Genomic DNA, 17,737 nt, shown 5'->3' with positions numbered 1-17,737 from the left:
TCCTTGTCGAGGTCCCGTATGAGCAGTCACCCCTTTCCGCCCCCTGCCGCAGAGGCCGTCGTGCGCCTGCGGCAGCAGGTCAGCGACCTGCATCAGGAGCTGGTCCGCTACCGGCTGGTCGTCTGGACTGCGGGCAATGTCTCGGCGCGCGTGCCGGGGCACGGCCTGTTCGTGATCAAGCCGAGCGGTGTGGACTACGACCGGCTGACACCGGACGCGATGATCGTGTGCGATCTCGACGGGCGGGTGGTGGAGGGCGACTTGTCGCCGTCCTCGGACACCGCCGCGCACGCCTACGTCTACCGGCACCTGCCGGAGGTCGGCGGGGTGGTGCACACCCACTCGACGTACGCGTGCGCGTGGGCGGCGCGCGGCGAGCCGGTGCCGTGCGTACTGACCGCGATGGCCGACGAGTTCGGGGCCGAGATCCCGGTCGGGCCGTTCGCGCTGATCGGTGACGACTCGATCGGCAGGGGCATCGTGGAGACGCTGGCCGGGCACCGCTCGCCGGCGGTGCTGATGAAGAGCCACGGGGTGTTCACCATCGGCAAGGACGCCCGTGCGGCCGTGAAAGCGGCGGTGATGTGCGAGGACGTGGCCCGTACCGTGCACATCTCCCGGCAGTTGGGCGATCCGCTGCCCCTCACCCGCGCCGACATCGACCGGCTCCACGACCGCTACCAGAACGTCTACGGGCAGCAGGCGGCAGCCGATTGCGCTGATTCCGCCGCTTGCGCCGATTCCGGCGGCCCCGCCGGGCCGCCCCCCGCCGGCCAGGAGACGCAGGCCGTCGTGCGCGACGGCCCGGCCGCCCCCGTTGAAACCGCCGATCCCGCCGACCGAGGAGCCCTTGCATGACACCGTCCGACGAGCGTGAGGTCTGGTTCCTCACCGGCAGCCAGGGCCTGTACGGCGAGCAGACGCTGCGGCAGGTCGCCGAGCAGTCGCGCGCCATCTCCGACCGGCTCGCCGCCGACCCCGGCGGCCCGGTGCGGATCGTGTGGAAGCCGGTGCTCACCGACGCCTCCGGCATCACCGGCACGGTCGTCGACGCCAACTCCAGTCGGGCGTGCGTGGGTCTGATCGCGTGGATGCACACCTTCTCACCCGCGAAGATGTGGATAGCGGGCCTCGATCTGCTGCGCAAGCCGCTGCTGCATCTGCACACCCAGGCCAATGTCGAACTGCCGTGGTCCACCATCGACATGGACTTCATGAACCTCAATCAGGCCGCCCACGGCGACCGCGAGTTCGGCTATCTCCAGGCCCGGCTCGGCATCGCCCGCAAGACGGTCGCGGGCCATGTCTCCGATCCCGCCGTCGTGGCCCGCGTCCACACCTGGATGCGCGCCGCCCTCGGATACGACGCGTTGCGCCGTCTGAAGGTGGCCCGCTTCGGCGACAACATGCGCGACGTCGCCGTCACCGAGGGGGACAAGGTGGAGGCACAGTTGCGGTTCGGCGTCTCGGTGAACACCTACGGCGTCAACGACCTGGTGGCCGTCGTGGACGAGGTGGACGACGCGGCCGTCTCGGAGGTGGTCAAGGAGTACGCGAGCGCCTACCGGCTGGCGGGCGAGCTGGCGGTGGGCGGCGAGCGCCACGACGCGCTGCGGTACGCGGCCCGGATCGAACTGGGCCTGCGCGCCTTCCTCACCGAGGGCGGCTTCTCCGCCTTCACGACCAACTTCGAGGATCTGGGCGGCCTTCGGCAACTGCCGGGCCTCGCGGTGCAGCGGCTCATGGGCGACGGGTACGGCTTCGGCGGCGAGGGCGACTGGAAGACGTCGATGCTGCTGCGCACGGTGAAGGTCATGGGGGCCGGCCTGCCGGGCGGCACCTCCTTCATGGAGGACTACACCTACGACCTGACGCCGGGCAGTGAAGTGATCCTGGGCGCCCACATGTTGGAGGTCTGCCCGACGATCGCGGCGCACCGGCCCTCGTGCGAGATCCACCCGCTGGGGATCGGCGGCCGGGAGGACCCGGTACGGCTCGTCTTCGACGCCCGGCCGGGGCCCGCGGTCGTCGTGGGCCTGGCCGACATGGGCGACCGCTTCCGGCTGGTCGCCAACGAGATCGAGGTCGTCGCGCCCGCGGAACCGCTGCCCCGACTGCCCGTGGCCCGCGCGGTATGGCGGCCCGCGCCCGATCTGCGGACCTCCACCGAAGCCTGGCTGACCGCGGGCGGCCCGCACCACACCGTGCTCTCCAGTGCAGTCGGCGGCGAGGAGCTGGCGGACCTGGCCGACATGCTCCGCACCGAACTCCTCCTCATCGACCACGACACCCAACTGCGCCGCTTCACCCAGGAGATCCGCTGGAATCAGGCGTATTACCGCCTGGCGGGCGGCCTCTGACCCACCCGCCTGGCGGGCGGCCTCTGACCCACCCGCCTGGCGGGCGGCCTCTGACCCACCGTCGGACCCGCCCCCGCCCCCGCACCTGCCCCGCGCCGTACGGCCGACCGTGTACGCGGGTGCGGTCCTGTCCGCGCGCCCCGCCGCGGGGGAGCCGCACCGCGACGGCCACCGTGCCGGAGGCAGGTTTTCTCTGTGCAACGTCTTGACGACCGATCAGTGAGCGCTAACACTCATAGGCGACAGCTGACGGCGCGCCTGGCGATCGGGTCAGCGGGTCCGGCCTGTTCAGCAGCTCGCTCAGCAGCCGGAACACCCGTTGGTGCTGTAAAAGATCGGCAAGTTACCGCGAGGAGAGAGCATATGTTCCGCTCTGCGTGATTCCGTTCCTCACTTTTTGTTAGCGCTCACAAAACTGGCCTGAGAGGCCACTGCCCGAACAGGATGCAGCCATGCGCGATGCCCGAAAGGCCCTTGCCCGGCACGGACGATGGGGAGCCGCAGCGGTGACGCTGGCGGTGGCCCTGTCCGCGACGGCATGCAGTAAGAGCGGTGCCGGTGACTCGTCCGCAGCGGACGCGGCGAGCGGCGGGAGCCCCGCGGCGGTGACGATCAAGGGCGACATCGCGTTCAACGACGCGAATCTCGCGAAGCTGGACGCGGCGCTGAAGGCCGCGCTGGCCGGGAAGGACCTGTCGAAGCTGCACGAGGCCATGGTGGTCAACGTGGCGGTCGACTACTGGAACGCGGGCAAGTCCGGCTTCACCAAGGGCCTGGCCGACCTCGGTGTGAAGGGCGTCTACCAGGCGCCCGCCAACGGCCGTCTGGACCAGCAGCTCTCCCTGATCCAGACCCTGCGCGGCCAGGGCATCACGGGCTTGAGCGTGTCGGCGATCGACCCGACGGCTATCAAGGCGCCGATCGCGTCCGCGAAGAGCGCCGGGATACCGGTGCTGGCGATCGACTCCCCGCTGCCGCCGGAGGACGGCGCCGACCTGTATCTGGGCACGCCCAACTACCAGGCGGGCCAGAAGGCCGGTGAGGCCATGAAGCAGGCGCTCGGCGGCAAGGGCCAGGTCGTCGTCCTCGTCGGCTCGCTGACGACGTCGAACGCGGTGGAGCGGATCCAGGGCTTCGAGGACGCGCTCAAGGGCACCGACATCAAGGTCGCGCAGAAGCTCAGCGACGGCATGGACGCGGCGAAGGCGCTCACCAACGCGCAGACCGCGATCCAGACCAACCCGAACATCAACGGCCTGTACGGCGTCTATTCCTATGACGGACCGTCAGCCGGGCAGGCGGTGCAGGCCGCGGGGAAGTCGGGCCGAGTCAAGATCATCTCGGACGACAGCGACCCGCAGACGCTGAAGTTCATCAAGTCCGGTGTCATCCAGGCCACCGTCCTCCAACAGCCCTACCAGCAGGGCTACACCGGCGCCTATCTGCTGGCCGCGTTCAAGGTGCTCGGCAAGGACGCCACCCTCCGCATCGTCAAGCCGTATCTGGAGTCGGACGGCACCACGCTCAGTTCGGGCGTCGGCCTGGTCACCCAGGCGAACCTGGCCGCGTACCAGACCAAGCTGACCGACCTGGGCATCGGCTGATGGCTTCGGGTCCGGCCCCGTCCGAGGCTCCGCGGTCCCCGGCCCCGGCTCAGACCCCGGCGCCGGCCTCCGCCCCGGACGCGGCCCCGGCCCCCGAGGTCGCCGTCCGGCTGCGGTCGGTGAGCAAGTCGTACGGGCCGGTGAAGGTGCTCGACATCCCGAGCCTGGACCTGGCCCGTGGACAGATCGTCGCGGTGGTGGGGGAGAACGGCGCAGGCAAGTCCACCTTGATGGGCGTGCTGTCCGGCACCGTCACCCCCACCACCGGCAGCATCGAGATCGCCGGTACGCCGCTCCACGCCGGACGGCCCGACCACTCCAAGGAGTTGGGCGTCGCCCTGGTGGCCCAGGAGTTCCCGCTCGTCGGGCAGTTGAGCGTGGCGGAGAACCTGCTGCTGGGCCGCCGTCCCGCGCGGGCGGCGTCCCGCCCGCTGGGCCGGGTCGTCTACGACCGCGCCGGTACGAGGGCGGAGGCGCGCGCACTGCTCGCCGAAGTCGGTGTCAGCGGGGTGGACGTGGACCGGCCGGTGGAGCGATTCCCGGTCCCCGTACGGCAGATGATCGAGATCGCCAAGGCGTGGGGGCACCATCCGCTGGTGCTGATCCTGGACGAACCCACCTCCTCGCTCGGCCCGGTCGAGGCCGAGCGGGTCCTCGGCCTGGCCCGTACGCACGCGGCGGCCGGCGGGGCGGTGCTGTTCATCGGCCACCGCCTGGACGAGGTCCAGGCCGTCGCGGACCGGGTGATCGTGCTGCGCAGCGGCCGGATGGTGGCCGATCTGGCCCCGGCGGAGGCGAGCGAGGAGCGGATGATCCGGGAGATGGTCGGCAGCGAGCTGGCCCGCGCCGACCTTGCCCCGCCGTCCTCCGTCGAGCGCACGACGACCCTGTCGGTACGCGGGCTGACCGCGGACGGCCTCGGGCCCGTCGACCTGGAGGTGAGGGCGGGGGAGATCGTCGGCGTGGCCGGGCTCATGGGCTCGGGGCGCAGCCGCCTGCTGCACACGCTGATGGGCGCGCAGCCGCGTACCGGTGGCACGGTCGTCTTCGACGGCGCCGACTTCCGCCCGCGCCACCCCGCCGACGCGGTGGAGGCGGGGATCGGGCTGGTGCCCGAGGACCGCAAGGTCCAGTCGCTGCTCCCGACGCACTCGGTGCGCTGGAACGTCACGCTGGCCACGCTGCGCCGGATCAGCGCGCGCGGAGTCCTGCGGCCGAAGGCGGACAAGGCGCACGCGGCCCGGATCGTCCAGGACCTCGGGGTGCGGCTGCGCAGCCAGGAACAGCTCATCTCGGACCTGTCGGGCGGCAACCAGCAGAAGGTGGTGTTCGGGCGCTGGCTGGCGACCGAGCCCCGGCTGCTCCTCCTGGACGAGCCGACCCGCGGCGTGGACGTCGGGGCCAAGGCGGAGATCTACAGCCTCATCGACACCGCGGCGCAGGACGGCCTCGCGGTGCTGGTGGCCTCCTCGGAGCTGGAGGAACTGCTGTGGATCTGCCACCGGATCGTGGTGATGGCGCACGGCCGGGTGGTCGCCGACCTCCCCCGTGACCGGTTCGGCAAGGAAGCGATCATGACCGCCGCGGCCGGTACGCGGAACGGCGCGCCCGGTACGCGGGACGGAACTGGGAGACAGGCGGGGAAACAGGCGGGGAAACAGGCGGGGGCGCTCGGGCCGCGGACCGGCGCCGTCGCCGACCGTCAGGGGAAGGCACGCGCATGAACGACAACAGGCCCCTGCCGATGACCGCCGTCGGCGTCGGCACTCACGGGAAGGCGAGACCATGACCACCAGCACCGCACCGATCGAGGCCACGGAGGACGCCGCGAGCGGCGGCCGTACGTCGCCGGTCCGCCGCCTGGCCGAGACGCCCGAGGTCGGCGTGGTCGCGGCCTGCGTCGTGGTCTTCGTCGCGCTCGCGCTGGACAAGTCGACGTTCGCCAGTGCCGTCAACCTCCAGGGCATGGGCTTCGACCTGTCCCAGTACGGGCTGATCGCGATCGGCGAGTCCCTGGTCATCCTGACCGGCGGCATCGACCTGTCGGTGGGCGCGCTGCTGGGCACCAGCGTCATCCTGATGTCCTGGTTCAACGTCCGCGCGGGACTGCCCGCGCCGCTCGCGATCCTGCTCACGCTGGCCGTCACCGGCACGGTCGGCCTCGTCCACGGCCTTGCCGTCACCCGGCTGAGAATGCCGCCCTTCGTCGTCACTCTGGTCACCTACACGGTCGCGCAGGGCGTCACGCTGGCCATCACCTCCGGCACCTCCATCACCGGCATCGACGGCACTTTCGGCGACCTGGGACAGACGTACGTGGCGCAGATCCCCCTCCCGCTGATCGTCTTCGCGGTCGTGGCCGTGGCGGCCTGGTTCTTCCTGGAACGCACCTACACCGGCCGCCAGGTGTACGCGGTCGGCGGCAATCCCGAGGCGGCCCGGCTGGCGGGCATCCGCGGCGACCGCCGTATCGTCTCGATGTACGTGACCAGTTCGCTGCTGTCCGGCTTCGCCGGGATCTTCGTGCTCGGCCGGATGGGTGTGGGCTCGGCCAGCGGCGTCGGGGTCGGGTGGGAGCTGTCGGCCATCGCCGCGGCCGTCATCGGCGGGGTGAGCCTGGTCGGCGGACAGGGCCGGATCCTCGGCATCGTGGCGGGCACGATCCTGCTCGAACTGATCAACAACGGTCTGACGACGCTTCAGATCAACTCCAACTACACGAATATCGTGCTGGGTTGTGTGCTCGGGCTGGCCATCACCGCCGACCGGCTGCGGGCGAGAAGCGTGGCCCGCCGCGGCTGACCCGGCGTTCAACCGACCGCTGACCGGCCACTGACCGACCGCCGTCACGCCACGGACCGCCCGCCGCCGGGCTACTGACCGGCCCCTGACCGCCCGCCGCCCGACCTCCGGTCAGCGGCTGATCAGGGACTGTTCCGCCCCGGACGCGCGGCCGTCCGGGGGCCGCCCCGCGTGGCGCCGCCCTCCTTCGAATCCGGCTGAATCGTTTCGGCCCGAATGGTTGCGTTACCCATCGGAGACTGCGACACTTCCCGTCGCTATGCGACTCGTTCGCACATATATCAACAGGGAATTTGCTCTTTCCTGGCTGTTCATGAGCGACCGCTGAAGCTCGCGACCACTCCCGCACGTGACGTGGAGGTAGGAATGGCTGTTCATCGCACGTACCGATGGGTGCTGCGGCGCTGTCTGGCCCTGGGGGTCACCGCCGCGCTCATGGTCGGTCTCGGCGTCGGCGTGGGGGCCGCGGCCGAACCGCCGGGGCGGGCGCCGGACACGGCGCACGCGGGCGCCCCGCACGCCACCCACTCGGTCACCTACGACGGCTATTCGTTCATGATCGACGGAAAGCGCACCTACCTGTGGGGCGGCGAGTTCCACTACTACCGGCTGCCGAGCCAGGACCTGTGGCTGGACGTGCTCCAGAAGATGAAGGCGGCCGGATTCAACGCCGTCTCCCTCTACTTCGACTGGGGCTACCACTCGCCCGCCCCGGGCGTCTACGACTTCACCGGCGTCCGCGACGTGGACAAGCTCCTCGACATGGCCGACGACCTCGGCATCTACGTGGTCGCCCGCCCCGGCCCGTACATCAACGCCGAGGTGGACGGCGGCGGCTTCCCCGGCTGGCTCTCCACCAAGGCGGGGGACACCCGCACCGGCGACCCGGCGTATCTGAAGTACAGCGACGAGTGGCAGACGCAGATCGACCGGATCATCGCCCGGCACCAACTCACCGACGGCAAGGGCTCGGTGATCGAGTACCAGGTCGAGAACGAGTACTACAACGGCAGCGCGGCGGGCCGCACCTACATGAAGCACCTGGAGGACAAGGCCACCGCTGACGGCATCAAGGTGCCGCTGGTCGGCAACAACAACGGCACCTTCAACTCCGGTGACGCCGAACTGGCCGTCGACGCGGCCGACTCCTACCCGCAGGGCTTCAACTGCTCCAACCCCACCCGGTGGAACGGCGTGCCCGACATCAGCTACGACCACGTCCCGGGCAAGCCGCTGGCCACCGCCGAGTTCCAGGGCGGCGCCTTCGACCCGTGGGGCGGCCCCGGCTACGACAAGTGCGCGCAGCTCATCAACGACCAGTTCGCGGACGTGTTCTACAAGCAGAACATCGCCGTCGGCGCCACCTCGCAGAGCTTCTACATGCTCTACGGCGGCACCAACTGGGGCTGGCTGGGCGAGCCGCAGAACTACACGTCGTACGACTACGGCGCCGCGATCCGTGAGAACCGGCAGCTCGACCCGAAGTACGACCAGGACAAGCTGATCGGCTACTTCACGCAGGCGCTCGCGCCGCTCACCAAGACCGACGCGCTGCCCGCCACCCCGACCGACAACGCGAAGATCGTCGACACCGCGCGCCGCAACCCCGACACCGGCACGCAGTTCCACGTGCTGCGGCACTCCGACTCCACCGCGACGTCCACCGACAGCGGGCACGTGACGATCGACCTCGGCGCGCACCCCGGCTACACGTACGACGACGTCGACCCGGCGCTCGCGTACACCGGCGCCTGGTCGCACGTCGGCGCGGAACAGAACTACACCGGCGGCGACTACCAGCACACCGAGTCGTTCTCCGACACCGCGGGCGACAGCGTCTCGGTCGGCTTCACCGGCACCGGCGTGAAGTGGATCACCAACCTCGACGGCAACCACGGCATCGCGGACGTCTACCTCGACGGCGCCAAGGTCAAGACCGTCGACCTGTACGGCGCGACCAAGCAGAACCAGTACGTGGCCTACCGGGCGACCGGGCTCGCCGCCGGGGCGCACACCCTGAAGATCGTGGCCACCGGCACCAAGAACACCGCCGCGTCAGGGCAGTTCGTCACCATCGACGCGATCGACGTCGACAACGGCCAGGGCTCCACCGCCCCCGTCTACACCGTCCCGCAGCAGCCCGGCACGGCGCTGACCCTCAACGGCCGCGAGAGCAAGATCATCGTCGCGGACTACAGCCTCGGAGGGAACCAACTCCAGTACAGCACCTCGGAGATCATGACGAACGCCACCATCGGCGGCCGTGACGTCGCGGTGCTCTACGGCGACCACGGCTCCGACGGCGAGACCGTGCTGCACTACGCGACCCGCCCGAAGGTCACCGCCACCGGCGGCGCCGTCACCTCCGCCTGGGACCCGGCCACCGGCGACCTGCGGCTCAACTACGCCCACACCGGCCTGACCCGCGTGCGGATCAGCGGCGGCGCGCACCCGCTGCTCCTGCTGCTCGCCGACACCGACACCGCCAAGACCTTCTGGCGGCAGGACACCGCCGCAGGACCCGTGCTGGTGCGCGGCACCCACCTGCTGCGCGGCGCGGTCTCGAACGGCTCGGCGCTCGCCCTGACCGGCGACGTCGCCACCGACGGCGCGATCGAGGTCTTCAGCACCGCCAACTCCGTGACGTGGAACGGCAAGAGCGTCCGTACCGCCACCACGGCCACCGGCAGCAGGACCGGCACCGTACCGACCGCGGCGGCCGTCAGCCTGCCCGCGCTGACCGGCTGGAAGCACATCCAGGAGTCGCCCGAGTCGGCCGTCGGCTTCGACGACTCGACCTGGCAGGTGGCCGACAAGACCACCTCGAACAGCCGCACCACGCCCGCCACCTTGCCGGTGCTGTTCGCCGACGACTACGGCTTCCACACCGGAAGCACCTGGTACCGCGGCCGGTTCACCGCCACGGGCAACGAGACCGGCATCACGCTGTCCGCGCAGAGCGGCGGCGGCGCCGCGGCCTCGTCGGTCTGGCTCAACGGCACCTTCCTCGGCAGCGCGACCGCCGACGGCCAGAAGACGTACGCGTTCCCGGCCGGAGTGCTCAAGACGACCGGCGACAACGTCGTCTCGGTGCTCACCGTCAACATGGGCCACGAGGAGGACTACAACCCGCCCAACGGCAACAAGGCCGCCCGCGGCCTGACCGGCGCCTCACTGGCCGGCGCGCCGCTGGACACGATCACCTGGCGGCTCCAGGGCGTACGCGGCGGCGAGACCCCCGTCGATACCGTGCGCGGCCCGCTCAACTCCGGTGGCCTGTACGGCGAGCGCGCCGGATACCCGCTGCCCGGCCACCCCACCGACGGCTGGACGCCGGTCACCCTGCCGACCACCGACACCACACCCGGCGTCTCCTGGTACACCACCGACGTCAACCTCGACCTCCCCAAGGGCCAGGACACCTCGCTCGGCCTCACCTTCACCGACGACCCGACCCGCAAGTACCGCGTCGAGATCTACGTCAACGGCTGGAACATGGGCAACTACGTCAACTACGTGGGCCCGCAGCACAGTTTCCCGCTGCCCAACGGCGTCATCGACCCGCACGGCAGGAACACCGTCAGCCTCGCCGTGTGGAATCTCGACGGCACGACCGGCGGACTCGGCAAGGTCGCGCTGACCGACTACGGCAGCTACGCCTCCTCGCTGACCGTCGCCCAGAACCAGAGCCCCCGCTACAACAAGGCCCGTTACGCCATGCCGAGCGCCCCGGCCTCAGCGGTCTCCCTCCAGGTCCCCGGATCGGTGGGTGGCGGCGCGACGTTCACCGCGACCGCGACGGTCACCGTGCCCAAGGGCGGGCCGACCGCCACCAAGGTCACGGCGGCACTCGACGTACCTACGGGGTGGACCGTGAGCCCGCGGTCCGCGCCCGCCGCCATCGACCGGATACGCGGCGGCTCCTCGGCCGCCTTCACCTGGAAGGTCACCGCGCCGCAGAGCCCCGCCAAGGTCAACGCCCTGACGGTGAAGGCCCGTCTGACACAGGGCCGGTCCACCGCGGCCCCGCGTGACGTACGGATCGTCGGGGCGGTGCCCGCGCCGCCGCCGGCCGGGGACAACCAGGTCAGCGACCTGGAGTTCCTGTCCGCGACCAACGGCTGGGGACCGGTGGAACGCGACCAGAGCGTCGGCAACACCGCGCCCGACGACGGCACCCCGCTGAAGCTGGGCGGCGTCACCTACGCCAAGGGCCTGGGCACCAACTCGCCCAGTGACGTGCAGATCTACCTCGACGGGCGCTGCACCAGGTTCACCGCCCTGGTCGGCGTCGACAACGGCGATCCGGGCACGGTCACCTTCTCCGTGACCCTCGACGGCAAGGTTCTCACCACCACCCCCGTGCTGAACGGCGGTTCGGCGCCGGTCGCGATCGACGTGCCGGTCACCGGCGGCCAGGTCATCGACCTGGGCGTCGGCGACGGAGGCGACGGCAACGGCAACGACCACGGGGACTGGGTCAATCCGACCCTGACCTGCACGGGCTGACCGCGGCCGACAGCGGGGACGACGAGCCCGCGCCACCGCGACCGCGGTGCGCGGGCTCGTCGTCGCGCTGCCTCTTCTCCGTGGAGCGGCTACTCCTCCAGCGGGCCGAGGTCCGGGGTGTCGCGCAGGTCGTCCTCCTGCGCGGAGTCGAGGCGAGGATTCGCGGCCCTGACGGGGTGGGGTTCTAGTCCTCGGAGGGGGTCGGGCGGCGGGGGGTGAGGTGGTTGGGGAGCCAGTCGAGGCGGGTGGCCTCTTGGTGAGGGCCGCCGCCCTCGTGACCGTTGAAATCGTAGATCTCGATCTGCTTGTCGGCGTGCGCGTAGGCGTTGAAGGCGGCGAAGACGGTGGACGGCGGGCACGTCTGGTCTTCGAGCGCGGTGGAGAAGAGGGCGGGGGCGTTGGCGCGAGCCGCGAAGTGGACGCCGTCGAAGTAGGACAGGGTCCGGGTGACCCGGTCGACGCTCGCGCGGTGGGTGTTGAGGTAGCGGCCCACCTCGCGGTACGGGTCGCGGTCGGTGAGCCGGATCGCGCGCGGGAAGTCGCACAGGAAGGGGACGTCGGGGGCGACGGCCGCCAGGTCCGGTACGAGGCCCGCGACGGCCAGCGTGATCCCGCCGCCCTGGCTGGTGCCGAGCGCGACCGTACGCGCGGCGTCGGTCAGCGGGTGCGCGCGGCCCGCCTCGACGGCGCGCACCGCGTCGGTGAACACCCGGCGGTAGTAGAAGGATCGCGGGTCCTCGATGCCACGGGTCATGAAACCGGGGACGGCGGGCCCGCTGCCCGCCTCGTCGGGGGTGTCACCGACCGACCAACCGCTGCCCTGGCCGCGGGTGTCCATCACCAGGTGCGCGAAACCGGCCGAGGCCCACAGCAGATGGGTGTGCGGCAGGCCGCGGCCACCGCCGTAGCCCACGAACTCGACCAGCAGCGGCAGGGGTTCGGCCGCGTGGGCGGGCGCCACGAACCAGCCCCTGACCGGCTGGCCGCCGAAGCCCGCGAAGGTGACGTCGTACACGTCGACCGTCGAGAGCCCGGTCCGCACCGGCTCGAACCGCGCGTCGAGCGGGTGCGCGCGGGCCTCCTCCAGGGTCTGCGACCAGAAGGCGTCGAAGTCGGCGGGCTCCGCGGACCGGCTGCGGTACGCGCGGAGTTCGTCGAGGGGCAGGTCGAACAGGGCCATCGGGTCCGCCTTCGTCAGTCGGGGCTTCGCTGTGAACGTCGTTCGGGGCGTGGCTACTTGTAGACCTTGCCGGGCTGCGGTGTGCCCGGCGCGAGGAGTTGGGAGACGGTGACGAAGGTGTAGCCGCGGGCCTGGAGCGTGGAGATGATCGGCGCGATCGAGGCGACCGTGCCGTTGTAGCCCTTGTTCGTCGGGTCGACCAGATCGTGCAGCAGGATGATGCCGTCCGGCTTGGTCTCCTTGAGGATGCGCTTGGCGATCAGCGCGGAGTCGGTGGTCCGGTAGTCCTGGCCGTTGGCGCTCCACACCACCTCCGCCATGCCCAGGTCCCGCGCGATGGCCGTCACCTTGCTGCTCGTACGGCCCTGCGGCGGGCGCAGCAGCATCGGCCGGACGCCGGTCACCTTCTGCACCGCGTCCCGCCCCTCGGTGATCTCCTTGCGGATCTCGGACGAGCTGATCTTGGTGAGGATCTGGTGGGACCAGGTCAGCGTCTCCACCTCGTCGCCCTGCGCCACCATGTCCCGCACCATCTGCGGGTGCTTCATCACGTGGTTCTTGCCGAGCGTGAAGAAGGTCGCGTGCACGTGGTACTTCCGCAGAATGCTCAGGATCTGCGGCGCCCGCACGCTCGGCCCCGCGTCGAAGGTCAGCGCCACACACTTAGCCTTCCGGCAGTCCACGGGCCCGTCCGCACCCTGCGCGAAGGCGACCGTCCTGCCGTCCGCCGCCACATGCTTACGCGCGGCCGACGGCGACGTGCTCTGGTACCCGTCGCACCCGGCAAGCCCGAGCCCCAGCGCCGCCGTGACCACGACCGCGGCCCCGAGCCGCACCCGCCGCCCGGCCTTGGCCCCGATTCCGGCCCTGCGTGCCCCGGTCGTGCTGCGCATGCGCGAGTTCCCCCTCGTCGTGACGGACGCCCGCTCGCGCGGAACGTCCAGCACTCTATCCACGCCGTATCCGCCCACCTCACGGCCCCCCGGCGCGAACAGCGCGGGCGACCGGGGCGCCGGAGCAGGTCGGAGCAGATCGGAGCAGGCCGCGGCGGCCGGGAATAATCGGGCGCGGGCGCGCCGGGGACCGGGTTAGCGTCCGGCGCGTGAGCACTGACGACGGACATGACGACGGGTACTTCGGCGAAGACGTGGCCGGGCGGTACGACGCGGACACGAGTGAGGAGTTCGATCCGGGGGTGGTGCGGCGGACGGTGGACTTTCTCGCGGACCAGGCCGGCGGCGGGCGGGCGCTGGAACTGGCCATCGGGACCGGCCGGATCGCGGTGCCGCTCGCCGAGCGCGGTGTGCCGGTGGCGGGCATCGACATGTCGCGCGCGATGGTGGCCCGGCTGCGGGCCAAGCCCGGCGGACGGGACATCCCCGTCACGATCGGGGACATTGCGACGACGGCGGCGGAAGGGTACGCGGCGGGGACCGCGGACGGGAACGGGGACAGGGACGGGAACGGCGAAGGTGACGACGGCGGATACGCGCTGGCCTACCTGGTGTTCAACACCGTCATGAACCTCGCCACGCAGGAGTCACAGGTCGCCTGCTTCCGCAACGCGGCGGCGCACCTGCGCCCCGGCGGGCGGTTCGTCGTGGAGGTCATGGTCCCCGAGCTGCGGAAGATCCCGCACGGACAGAACGTCGTGCCGTTCCACACCGGCCCCGACGGCTGCTCGTACACCGTCTACGACACGGTCACGCAGGACGCGACCTGCCACTACGTGACGGTCACCGAGGACGGCAGGGGGCAGGTCACCTCGACGCCGTTCCGCTATGTCTGGCCCGCCGAGCTGGACCTGATAGCCCAACTGGCGGGCATGCGGCTGCGGGAGCGGTGGGCGGACTGGTCGCGCGAGCCGTTCACGCAGGACAGCACCCGGCACGTCTCGGTATGGGAGAAGGAAGCGGTCTGACCCGCCAGGACGGTGGCCCTACGCCGGGATCGGGACGGCCGTGCCCGTGACCTGGATGTACGGGGTCGCGGGCGGCGGGACGGTGACCGTGAGGGTGGCCGGGCGGCCGAGGTCGTGGCCCTGGTGGAGGGTGAGGGTGGCCGGCGGGGCGACCAGGCCGAGGTCGCGCAGGTACGCGCCGAGGGCCAGCGCGGCTGCGCCGGTCGCCGGGTCCTCGACCACACCGCCGACCGGGAACGGGTCGCGGACGTGGAAGACCGACGGGCTCTCGCGCCACAGGAGTTGGACGGTGGTCAGGTCCACGGCGGTCATCAGGGCGGCGAGCCGGTCGAAGTCGTAGGCGAGGTCGGCCAGCCGCTCGCGGGTGGCCGCGGCCAGCACCAGGTGGCGGGCGCCCGCGTACGCGACCCGGGGCGGGAAGGCCGGGTCGAGGTCGGCGGCGGGCCAGTCGAGGGCGGCCAGCGCCTCGGCGAGGGCGTCGGGCGCGATGTCCTCGACGTACGGCTCGACGCTGGTCATCGTCGCCAGCGGCGTACCGTCCGGGCCGGTCGAGACGGTGACCGGGACGTCGCCCGCCTGGGTGCGGAACAGCAGGTCGCCCGGGCCGAGGCGGTCCGCCACCGCCACGGCGGTGGCGAGGGTGGCGTGGCCGCAGAAGGAGACCTCCGCCTTCGGGCTGAAGTACCGCACGGTCAGCGTGCGGCCGTCCGTCGCCGTGACGAAGGCGGTCTCGGAGTAGCCGACGTCTGCGGCGACGGCCAGCATGCCGGGGGCGTCGAGCGCCGAGGCGTCGAGGACGACCCCGGCGGGGTTGCCGCCCGCAGGGTCGTCGGAGAAGGCCGTGTAGCGCAGGATGTCGGGCCCCGTGGGTGTCGTCATGACCGCTCCAACCCGGCGCCGTCCCGCGCGTATTCCCGCGGCTGTCGCCGCCGGGCGCGGTGCGCCCTCAGCCGCGTCCGATGAACGGCATCGTCGTCGCCGTCACCGTCGCGAACTGCACGTTCGCCTCCAGCGGCAGCTCGGCCATGTGCCGCACCGTACGGGCCACGTCGGCGACGTCCATCACCGGCTCGACGGCCGTGGTGCCGTTCGCCTGGAGAATCCCGGTCCGCATCCGGGCCGTCATCTCGGTCACCGCGTTGCCGATGTCGATCTGGCCGCAGGCGATGCGGTACGGGCGGCCGTCCAGCGACAGCGACTTCGTCAGGCCGGTCATGGCGTGCTTGGTCGCGGTGTACGCGATGCTGTGCGGGCGCGGGACGTGGGCCGAGACGGAGCCGTTGTTGATGATCCGGCCGCCGGACGGGTCCTGGTCCTTCATCCGCCGGAAGGCCGCCTGCGCGCACAGGAACGCGCCGTGCAGATTCACGTCCACGACGGCGCGCCACTCGTCGTACGACAGGTCCTCGACCGGGACCGGCGGGCCGAACATTCCGGCGTTGTTGAACAGCAGGTCCAGGCGGCCGGGGGCGGTGTCCCGCGCGAACAGTCGCTCCACGTCCTCCGGACGGGTGACGTCGGTCGGTACGGTCAGCGTCCGTCCGGGGCCGGCCGCCGCCAGCTCCGCCGTCTCGGCCAGCGCCTTTTCGCGGCGTCCCGCCAGCAATACCGTCCAGCCCGCCGCCGCCAGTTCCACCGCGACGGACCGGCCGATGCCCGAACCCGCACCCGTGACGACCGCGACTCGCTCGTTCTCGCTCATGGCACCGCAGATTATGCGCTGGGCGGTGCGAGGATGAATTCGCCCGCCCGCCCGCCCCTTTTCCGTGGAGGCCACCGGATGCCCTACGCCGAACCGCTCTCGTCCGACCAGGTGGCCGCGCGGCTCGCCGGGCTTCCCGGCTGGGAGGTGCTGCCCGGTGGTGACGGGGCCGACGCCGCCGCCACGCTCCGGCGGGTCTACCGGTTGGCGCACCTTCCCGCCGCGATCTTCGCGCTGCACATCGCGGGAATCCAAGCCGAGCTTGACCATCACTCGGACCTCACCCTCGGCTACGACACGTTGACGGTGGCCCTCACCACCCACGCCGCCGGTGGGCGCCTCACCGCCAAGGACTTCGACCTCGCCTCCCGCATCGAGGCCATCGCCCCGACCCACTCCGCCGCCTGAGCCGCGCTCAGGCGGCCTGGCCAGGCGTCGCGTTGGCGCTGGGCGAGCGGACAGGGGGCGCGCCCCAAGAAAACGGGCCCTGCGCGGAGGGGCGCGGTTAGTCGATGCCGGGGTAGGTGACGCCGGTGTGTTCGCGGATGGTGTCGAGGGTTCGCATGATGGAGAGGGAGCCGGCGAGGGGGACGAGGGGGGATTCGAGCTCGTCGGCGCGGAGGCAGCGCATGACTTCGGCGGCCTCGTAGGCCATGGTGCCGCGGGTGAGGCCGTCGGCGACGACGTCGGAGAAGAGGACGGTGCGGGGCTCCTCGCCCTGGCGGTGGACGATGAAGCGCTCGGGGTTGAAGAAGCCCTCGGGGAGCTCGATGCGGCCGGCGCTGCCGGTGACGACGGCGCGGGCGCCGGTGTCGGCGGTGATGGAGCAGGTCAAAGTGGCGACGGCGCCGTCGTTCCAGCCGAGGACGATGCCGGTGTTGTCGTCCACGCGCTCGGGTGTGAGGTGGGACCACGCCTGGACCTCGTCGGGCTCGCCGAGCAGGAGCTGGGCGAAGGAGACCGGATAGACGCCGAGGTCGAGCAGGGCGCCGCCGCCCTGGTCGGGGTCGCGCAGCCGGTGGGTGGCGGGGAAGTCCCCGGAGAAACCGAAGGCGGCCGAGACGTCCCGCACCTCCCCGATCAGCCCCTCGGCGATGAGCGCGAGCATGTGCCGGATCAGCGGGTTGCAGTACATCCACATGGCTTCCATGAGGAACAGACCGCGGTCGCGGGCGAGGTCCACCAGCTCGTGCGCCTCACGGGCGTTGATGGTGAACGCCTTCTCGCACAGCACGGCCCGCCCGGCCTCCAGACAGATCCCGGTCGCCTCGCGGTGCGCGGAGTGCGGCGTGGCGACGTACACCACGTCGACCCCGTCGTCCGCGGCCAGCTCCGCCCAGGAGCCGTACGCGCGCGCGATCCCGTACCGCTCGGCGAACGCCTTCGCGCCCTCGAGGGTGCGCGAGCCCACGGCGACGACCTCCGCGTCCGGCAGCGTCAGCAACGCCTCGGTGAAGGTGGCGGCGATCCCGCCGGTCGCCAGGATGCCCCAGCGGATGGTCCGTACGCCGTCGTCGCTCATCGGTCGGTCTCCCACTCGTCGGTCAGGGTCAAAACGTGGTCTCGGTCGTGCGCGATCACTGGAAGGATAGAGAACGGTTCAACTACCACCTACGGAGAGTGCCGTGCAGGACGCCGGGCCGCCCATACCCGCGCACA

Annotated in this window: 13 protein-coding genes; 8 read left to right on the top strand and 5 right to left on the bottom strand. The window is 71.3% G+C overall.

What is annotated here, in order from left to right:
• Positions 1-18: 18 nt before the first annotated feature.
• From ACFZBB_RS00715 to ACFZBB_RS00690, 6 genes are all read left to right on the top strand, one after another.
• Complete coding sequence (locus ACFZBB_RS00715; protein WP_391116430.1) at positions 19-858, top strand: L-ribulose-5-phosphate 4-epimerase; 840 nt, start codon at positions 19-21, stop codon at positions 856-858.
• Complete coding sequence (araA, locus tag ACFZBB_RS00710; protein WP_391116428.1) at positions 855-2,360, top strand: L-arabinose isomerase; 1,506 nt, start codon at positions 855-857, stop codon at positions 2,358-2,360. Before ACFZBB_RS00715 ends, araA begins: the two co-directional genes overlap by 4 nt.
• A gap of 452 nt (positions 2,361-2,812) precedes the next feature.
• The gene (locus tag ACFZBB_RS00705; protein WP_391116426.1) at positions 2,813-3,964 is read left to right on the top strand and encodes a substrate-binding domain-containing protein; all 1,152 of its coding nucleotides are present in this window, start codon (positions 2,813-2,815) and stop codon (positions 3,962-3,964) included.
• Complete coding sequence (locus ACFZBB_RS00700) at positions 3,964-5,688, top strand: ATP-binding cassette domain-containing protein (protein ID WP_391116424.1); 1,725 nt, start codon at positions 3,964-3,966, stop codon at positions 5,686-5,688. The genes ACFZBB_RS00705 and ACFZBB_RS00700 overlap by 1 nt, the downstream gene beginning before the upstream one ends.
• Positions 5,689-5,749: 61 nt before the next feature.
• The gene (locus tag ACFZBB_RS00695) at positions 5,750-6,766 is read left to right on the top strand and encodes an ABC transporter permease (RefSeq protein WP_355334606.1); all 1,017 of its coding nucleotides are present in this window, start codon (positions 5,750-5,752) and stop codon (positions 6,764-6,766) included.
• Positions 6,767-7,132: 366 nt separating this feature from the next.
• The gene (locus ACFZBB_RS00690) at positions 7,133-11,275 is read left to right on the top strand and encodes a beta-galactosidase (RefSeq protein WP_391116422.1); all 4,143 of its coding nucleotides are present in this window, start codon (positions 7,133-7,135) and stop codon (positions 11,273-11,275) included.
• A 184-nt stretch (positions 11,276-11,459) separates the two neighbouring features.
• Here the strand turns inward: ACFZBB_RS00690 and ACFZBB_RS00685 are convergent, their stop codons facing one another.
• Entirely contained in the window at positions 11,460-12,455 is a 996-nt protein-coding gene (locus ACFZBB_RS00685; protein WP_391116420.1) for an acetylxylan esterase, read from the bottom strand.
• 53 nt (positions 12,456-12,508) lie between these two features.
• On the bottom strand, positions 12,509-13,348 hold the full coding sequence (locus ACFZBB_RS00680) for a polysaccharide deacetylase family protein (RefSeq protein WP_391116417.1): 840 nt from the start codon (positions 13,346-13,348) through the stop codon (positions 12,509-12,511).
• A gap of 209 nt (positions 13,349-13,557) precedes the next feature.
• Here ACFZBB_RS00680 and ACFZBB_RS00675 point away from each other — a divergent pair, with 209 nt between their 5' ends.
• Positions 13,558-14,376 (top strand): methyltransferase domain-containing protein, encoded by an 819-nt coding sequence (locus ACFZBB_RS00675; RefSeq protein WP_391116414.1) that lies wholly within the window; start codon positions 13,558-13,560, stop codon positions 14,374-14,376.
• Positions 14,377-14,394: 18 nt separating this feature from the next.
• On the opposite strand, the gene ACFZBB_RS00670 is transcribed toward ACFZBB_RS00675, so the two are convergent.
• Both ACFZBB_RS00670 and ACFZBB_RS00665 read right to left on the bottom strand, forming a co-directional pair.
• Positions 14,395-15,255, bottom strand: coding sequence for a PhzF family phenazine biosynthesis isomerase (locus tag ACFZBB_RS00670; RefSeq protein WP_391116412.1), 861 nt, complete (start codon positions 15,253-15,255; stop codon positions 14,395-14,397).
• A gap of 67 nt (positions 15,256-15,322) precedes the next feature.
• The gene (locus tag ACFZBB_RS00665) at positions 15,323-16,078 is read right to left on the bottom strand and encodes an SDR family NAD(P)-dependent oxidoreductase (protein WP_391116410.1); all 756 of its coding nucleotides are present in this window, start codon (positions 16,076-16,078) and stop codon (positions 15,323-15,325) included.
• Positions 16,079-16,156: 78 nt separating this feature from the next.
• Between ACFZBB_RS00665 and ACFZBB_RS00660 the strand changes: the two genes are divergently transcribed.
• Positions 16,157-16,486: a 4a-hydroxytetrahydrobiopterin dehydratase gene (locus ACFZBB_RS00660; RefSeq protein ID WP_391116408.1), complete on the top strand. Its 330-nt coding sequence runs from the start codon at positions 16,157-16,159 to the stop codon at positions 16,484-16,486.
• Positions 16,487-16,583: 97 nt separating this feature from the next.
• On the opposite strand, the gene ACFZBB_RS00655 is transcribed toward ACFZBB_RS00660, so the two are convergent.
• On the bottom strand, positions 16,584-17,600 hold the full coding sequence (locus ACFZBB_RS00655; RefSeq protein WP_391116406.1) for a Gfo/Idh/MocA family oxidoreductase: 1,017 nt from the start codon (positions 17,598-17,600) through the stop codon (positions 16,584-16,586).
• Positions 17,601-17,737 lie beyond the last annotated feature (137 nt).

The organism is Streptomyces sp. NPDC008139 (assembly GCF_042957025.1).
In the GTDB taxonomy this organism is placed as follows: Bacteria; Actinomycetota; Actinomycetes; order Streptomycetales; family Streptomycetaceae; genus Actinacidiphila.
The sequence above is the reverse complement of the archived record's forward strand: the minus strand, read 5'-3'. Positions and strand labels throughout refer to the sequence as shown.

Coding starts and splice junctions, on each gene's coding strand:
- ACFZBB_RS00715 (WP_391116430.1), top strand. CDS start 19: ATGAGCAGTCACCCCTTTCCGCCCCCTGCCGCAGAGGCCGTCGTGCGC.
- araA (WP_391116428.1), top strand. CDS start 855: ATGACACCGTCCGACGAGCGTGAGGTCTGGTTCCTCACCGGCAGCCAG.
- ACFZBB_RS00705 (WP_391116426.1), top strand. CDS start 2,813: ATGCGCGATGCCCGAAAGGCCCTTGCCCGGCACGGACGATGGGGAGCC.
- ACFZBB_RS00700 (WP_391116424.1), top strand. CDS start 3,964: ATGGCTTCGGGTCCGGCCCCGTCCGAGGCTCCGCGGTCCCCGGCCCCG.
- ACFZBB_RS00695 (WP_355334606.1), top strand. CDS start 5,750: ATGACCACCAGCACCGCACCGATCGAGGCCACGGAGGACGCCGCGAGC.
- ACFZBB_RS00690 (WP_391116422.1), top strand. CDS start 7,133: ATGGCTGTTCATCGCACGTACCGATGGGTGCTGCGGCGCTGTCTGGCC.
- ACFZBB_RS00685 (WP_391116420.1), bottom strand. CDS start 12,455: ATGGCCCTGTTCGACCTGCCCCTCGACGAACTCCGCGCGTACCGCAGC.
- ACFZBB_RS00680 (WP_391116417.1), bottom strand. CDS start 13,348: ATGCGCAGCACGACCGGGGCACGCAGGGCCGGAATCGGGGCCAAGGCC.
- ACFZBB_RS00670 (WP_391116412.1), bottom strand. CDS start 15,255: ATGACGACACCCACGGGGCCCGACATCCTGCGCTACACGGCCTTCTCC.
- ACFZBB_RS00665 (WP_391116410.1), bottom strand. CDS start 16,078: ATGAGCGAGAACGAGCGAGTCGCGGTCGTCACGGGTGCGGGTTCGGGC.
- ACFZBB_RS00660 (WP_391116408.1), top strand. CDS start 16,157: ATGCCCTACGCCGAACCGCTCTCGTCCGACCAGGTGGCCGCGCGGCTC.
- ACFZBB_RS00655 (WP_391116406.1), bottom strand. CDS start 17,600: ATGAGCGACGACGGCGTACGGACCATCCGCTGGGGCATCCTGGCGACC.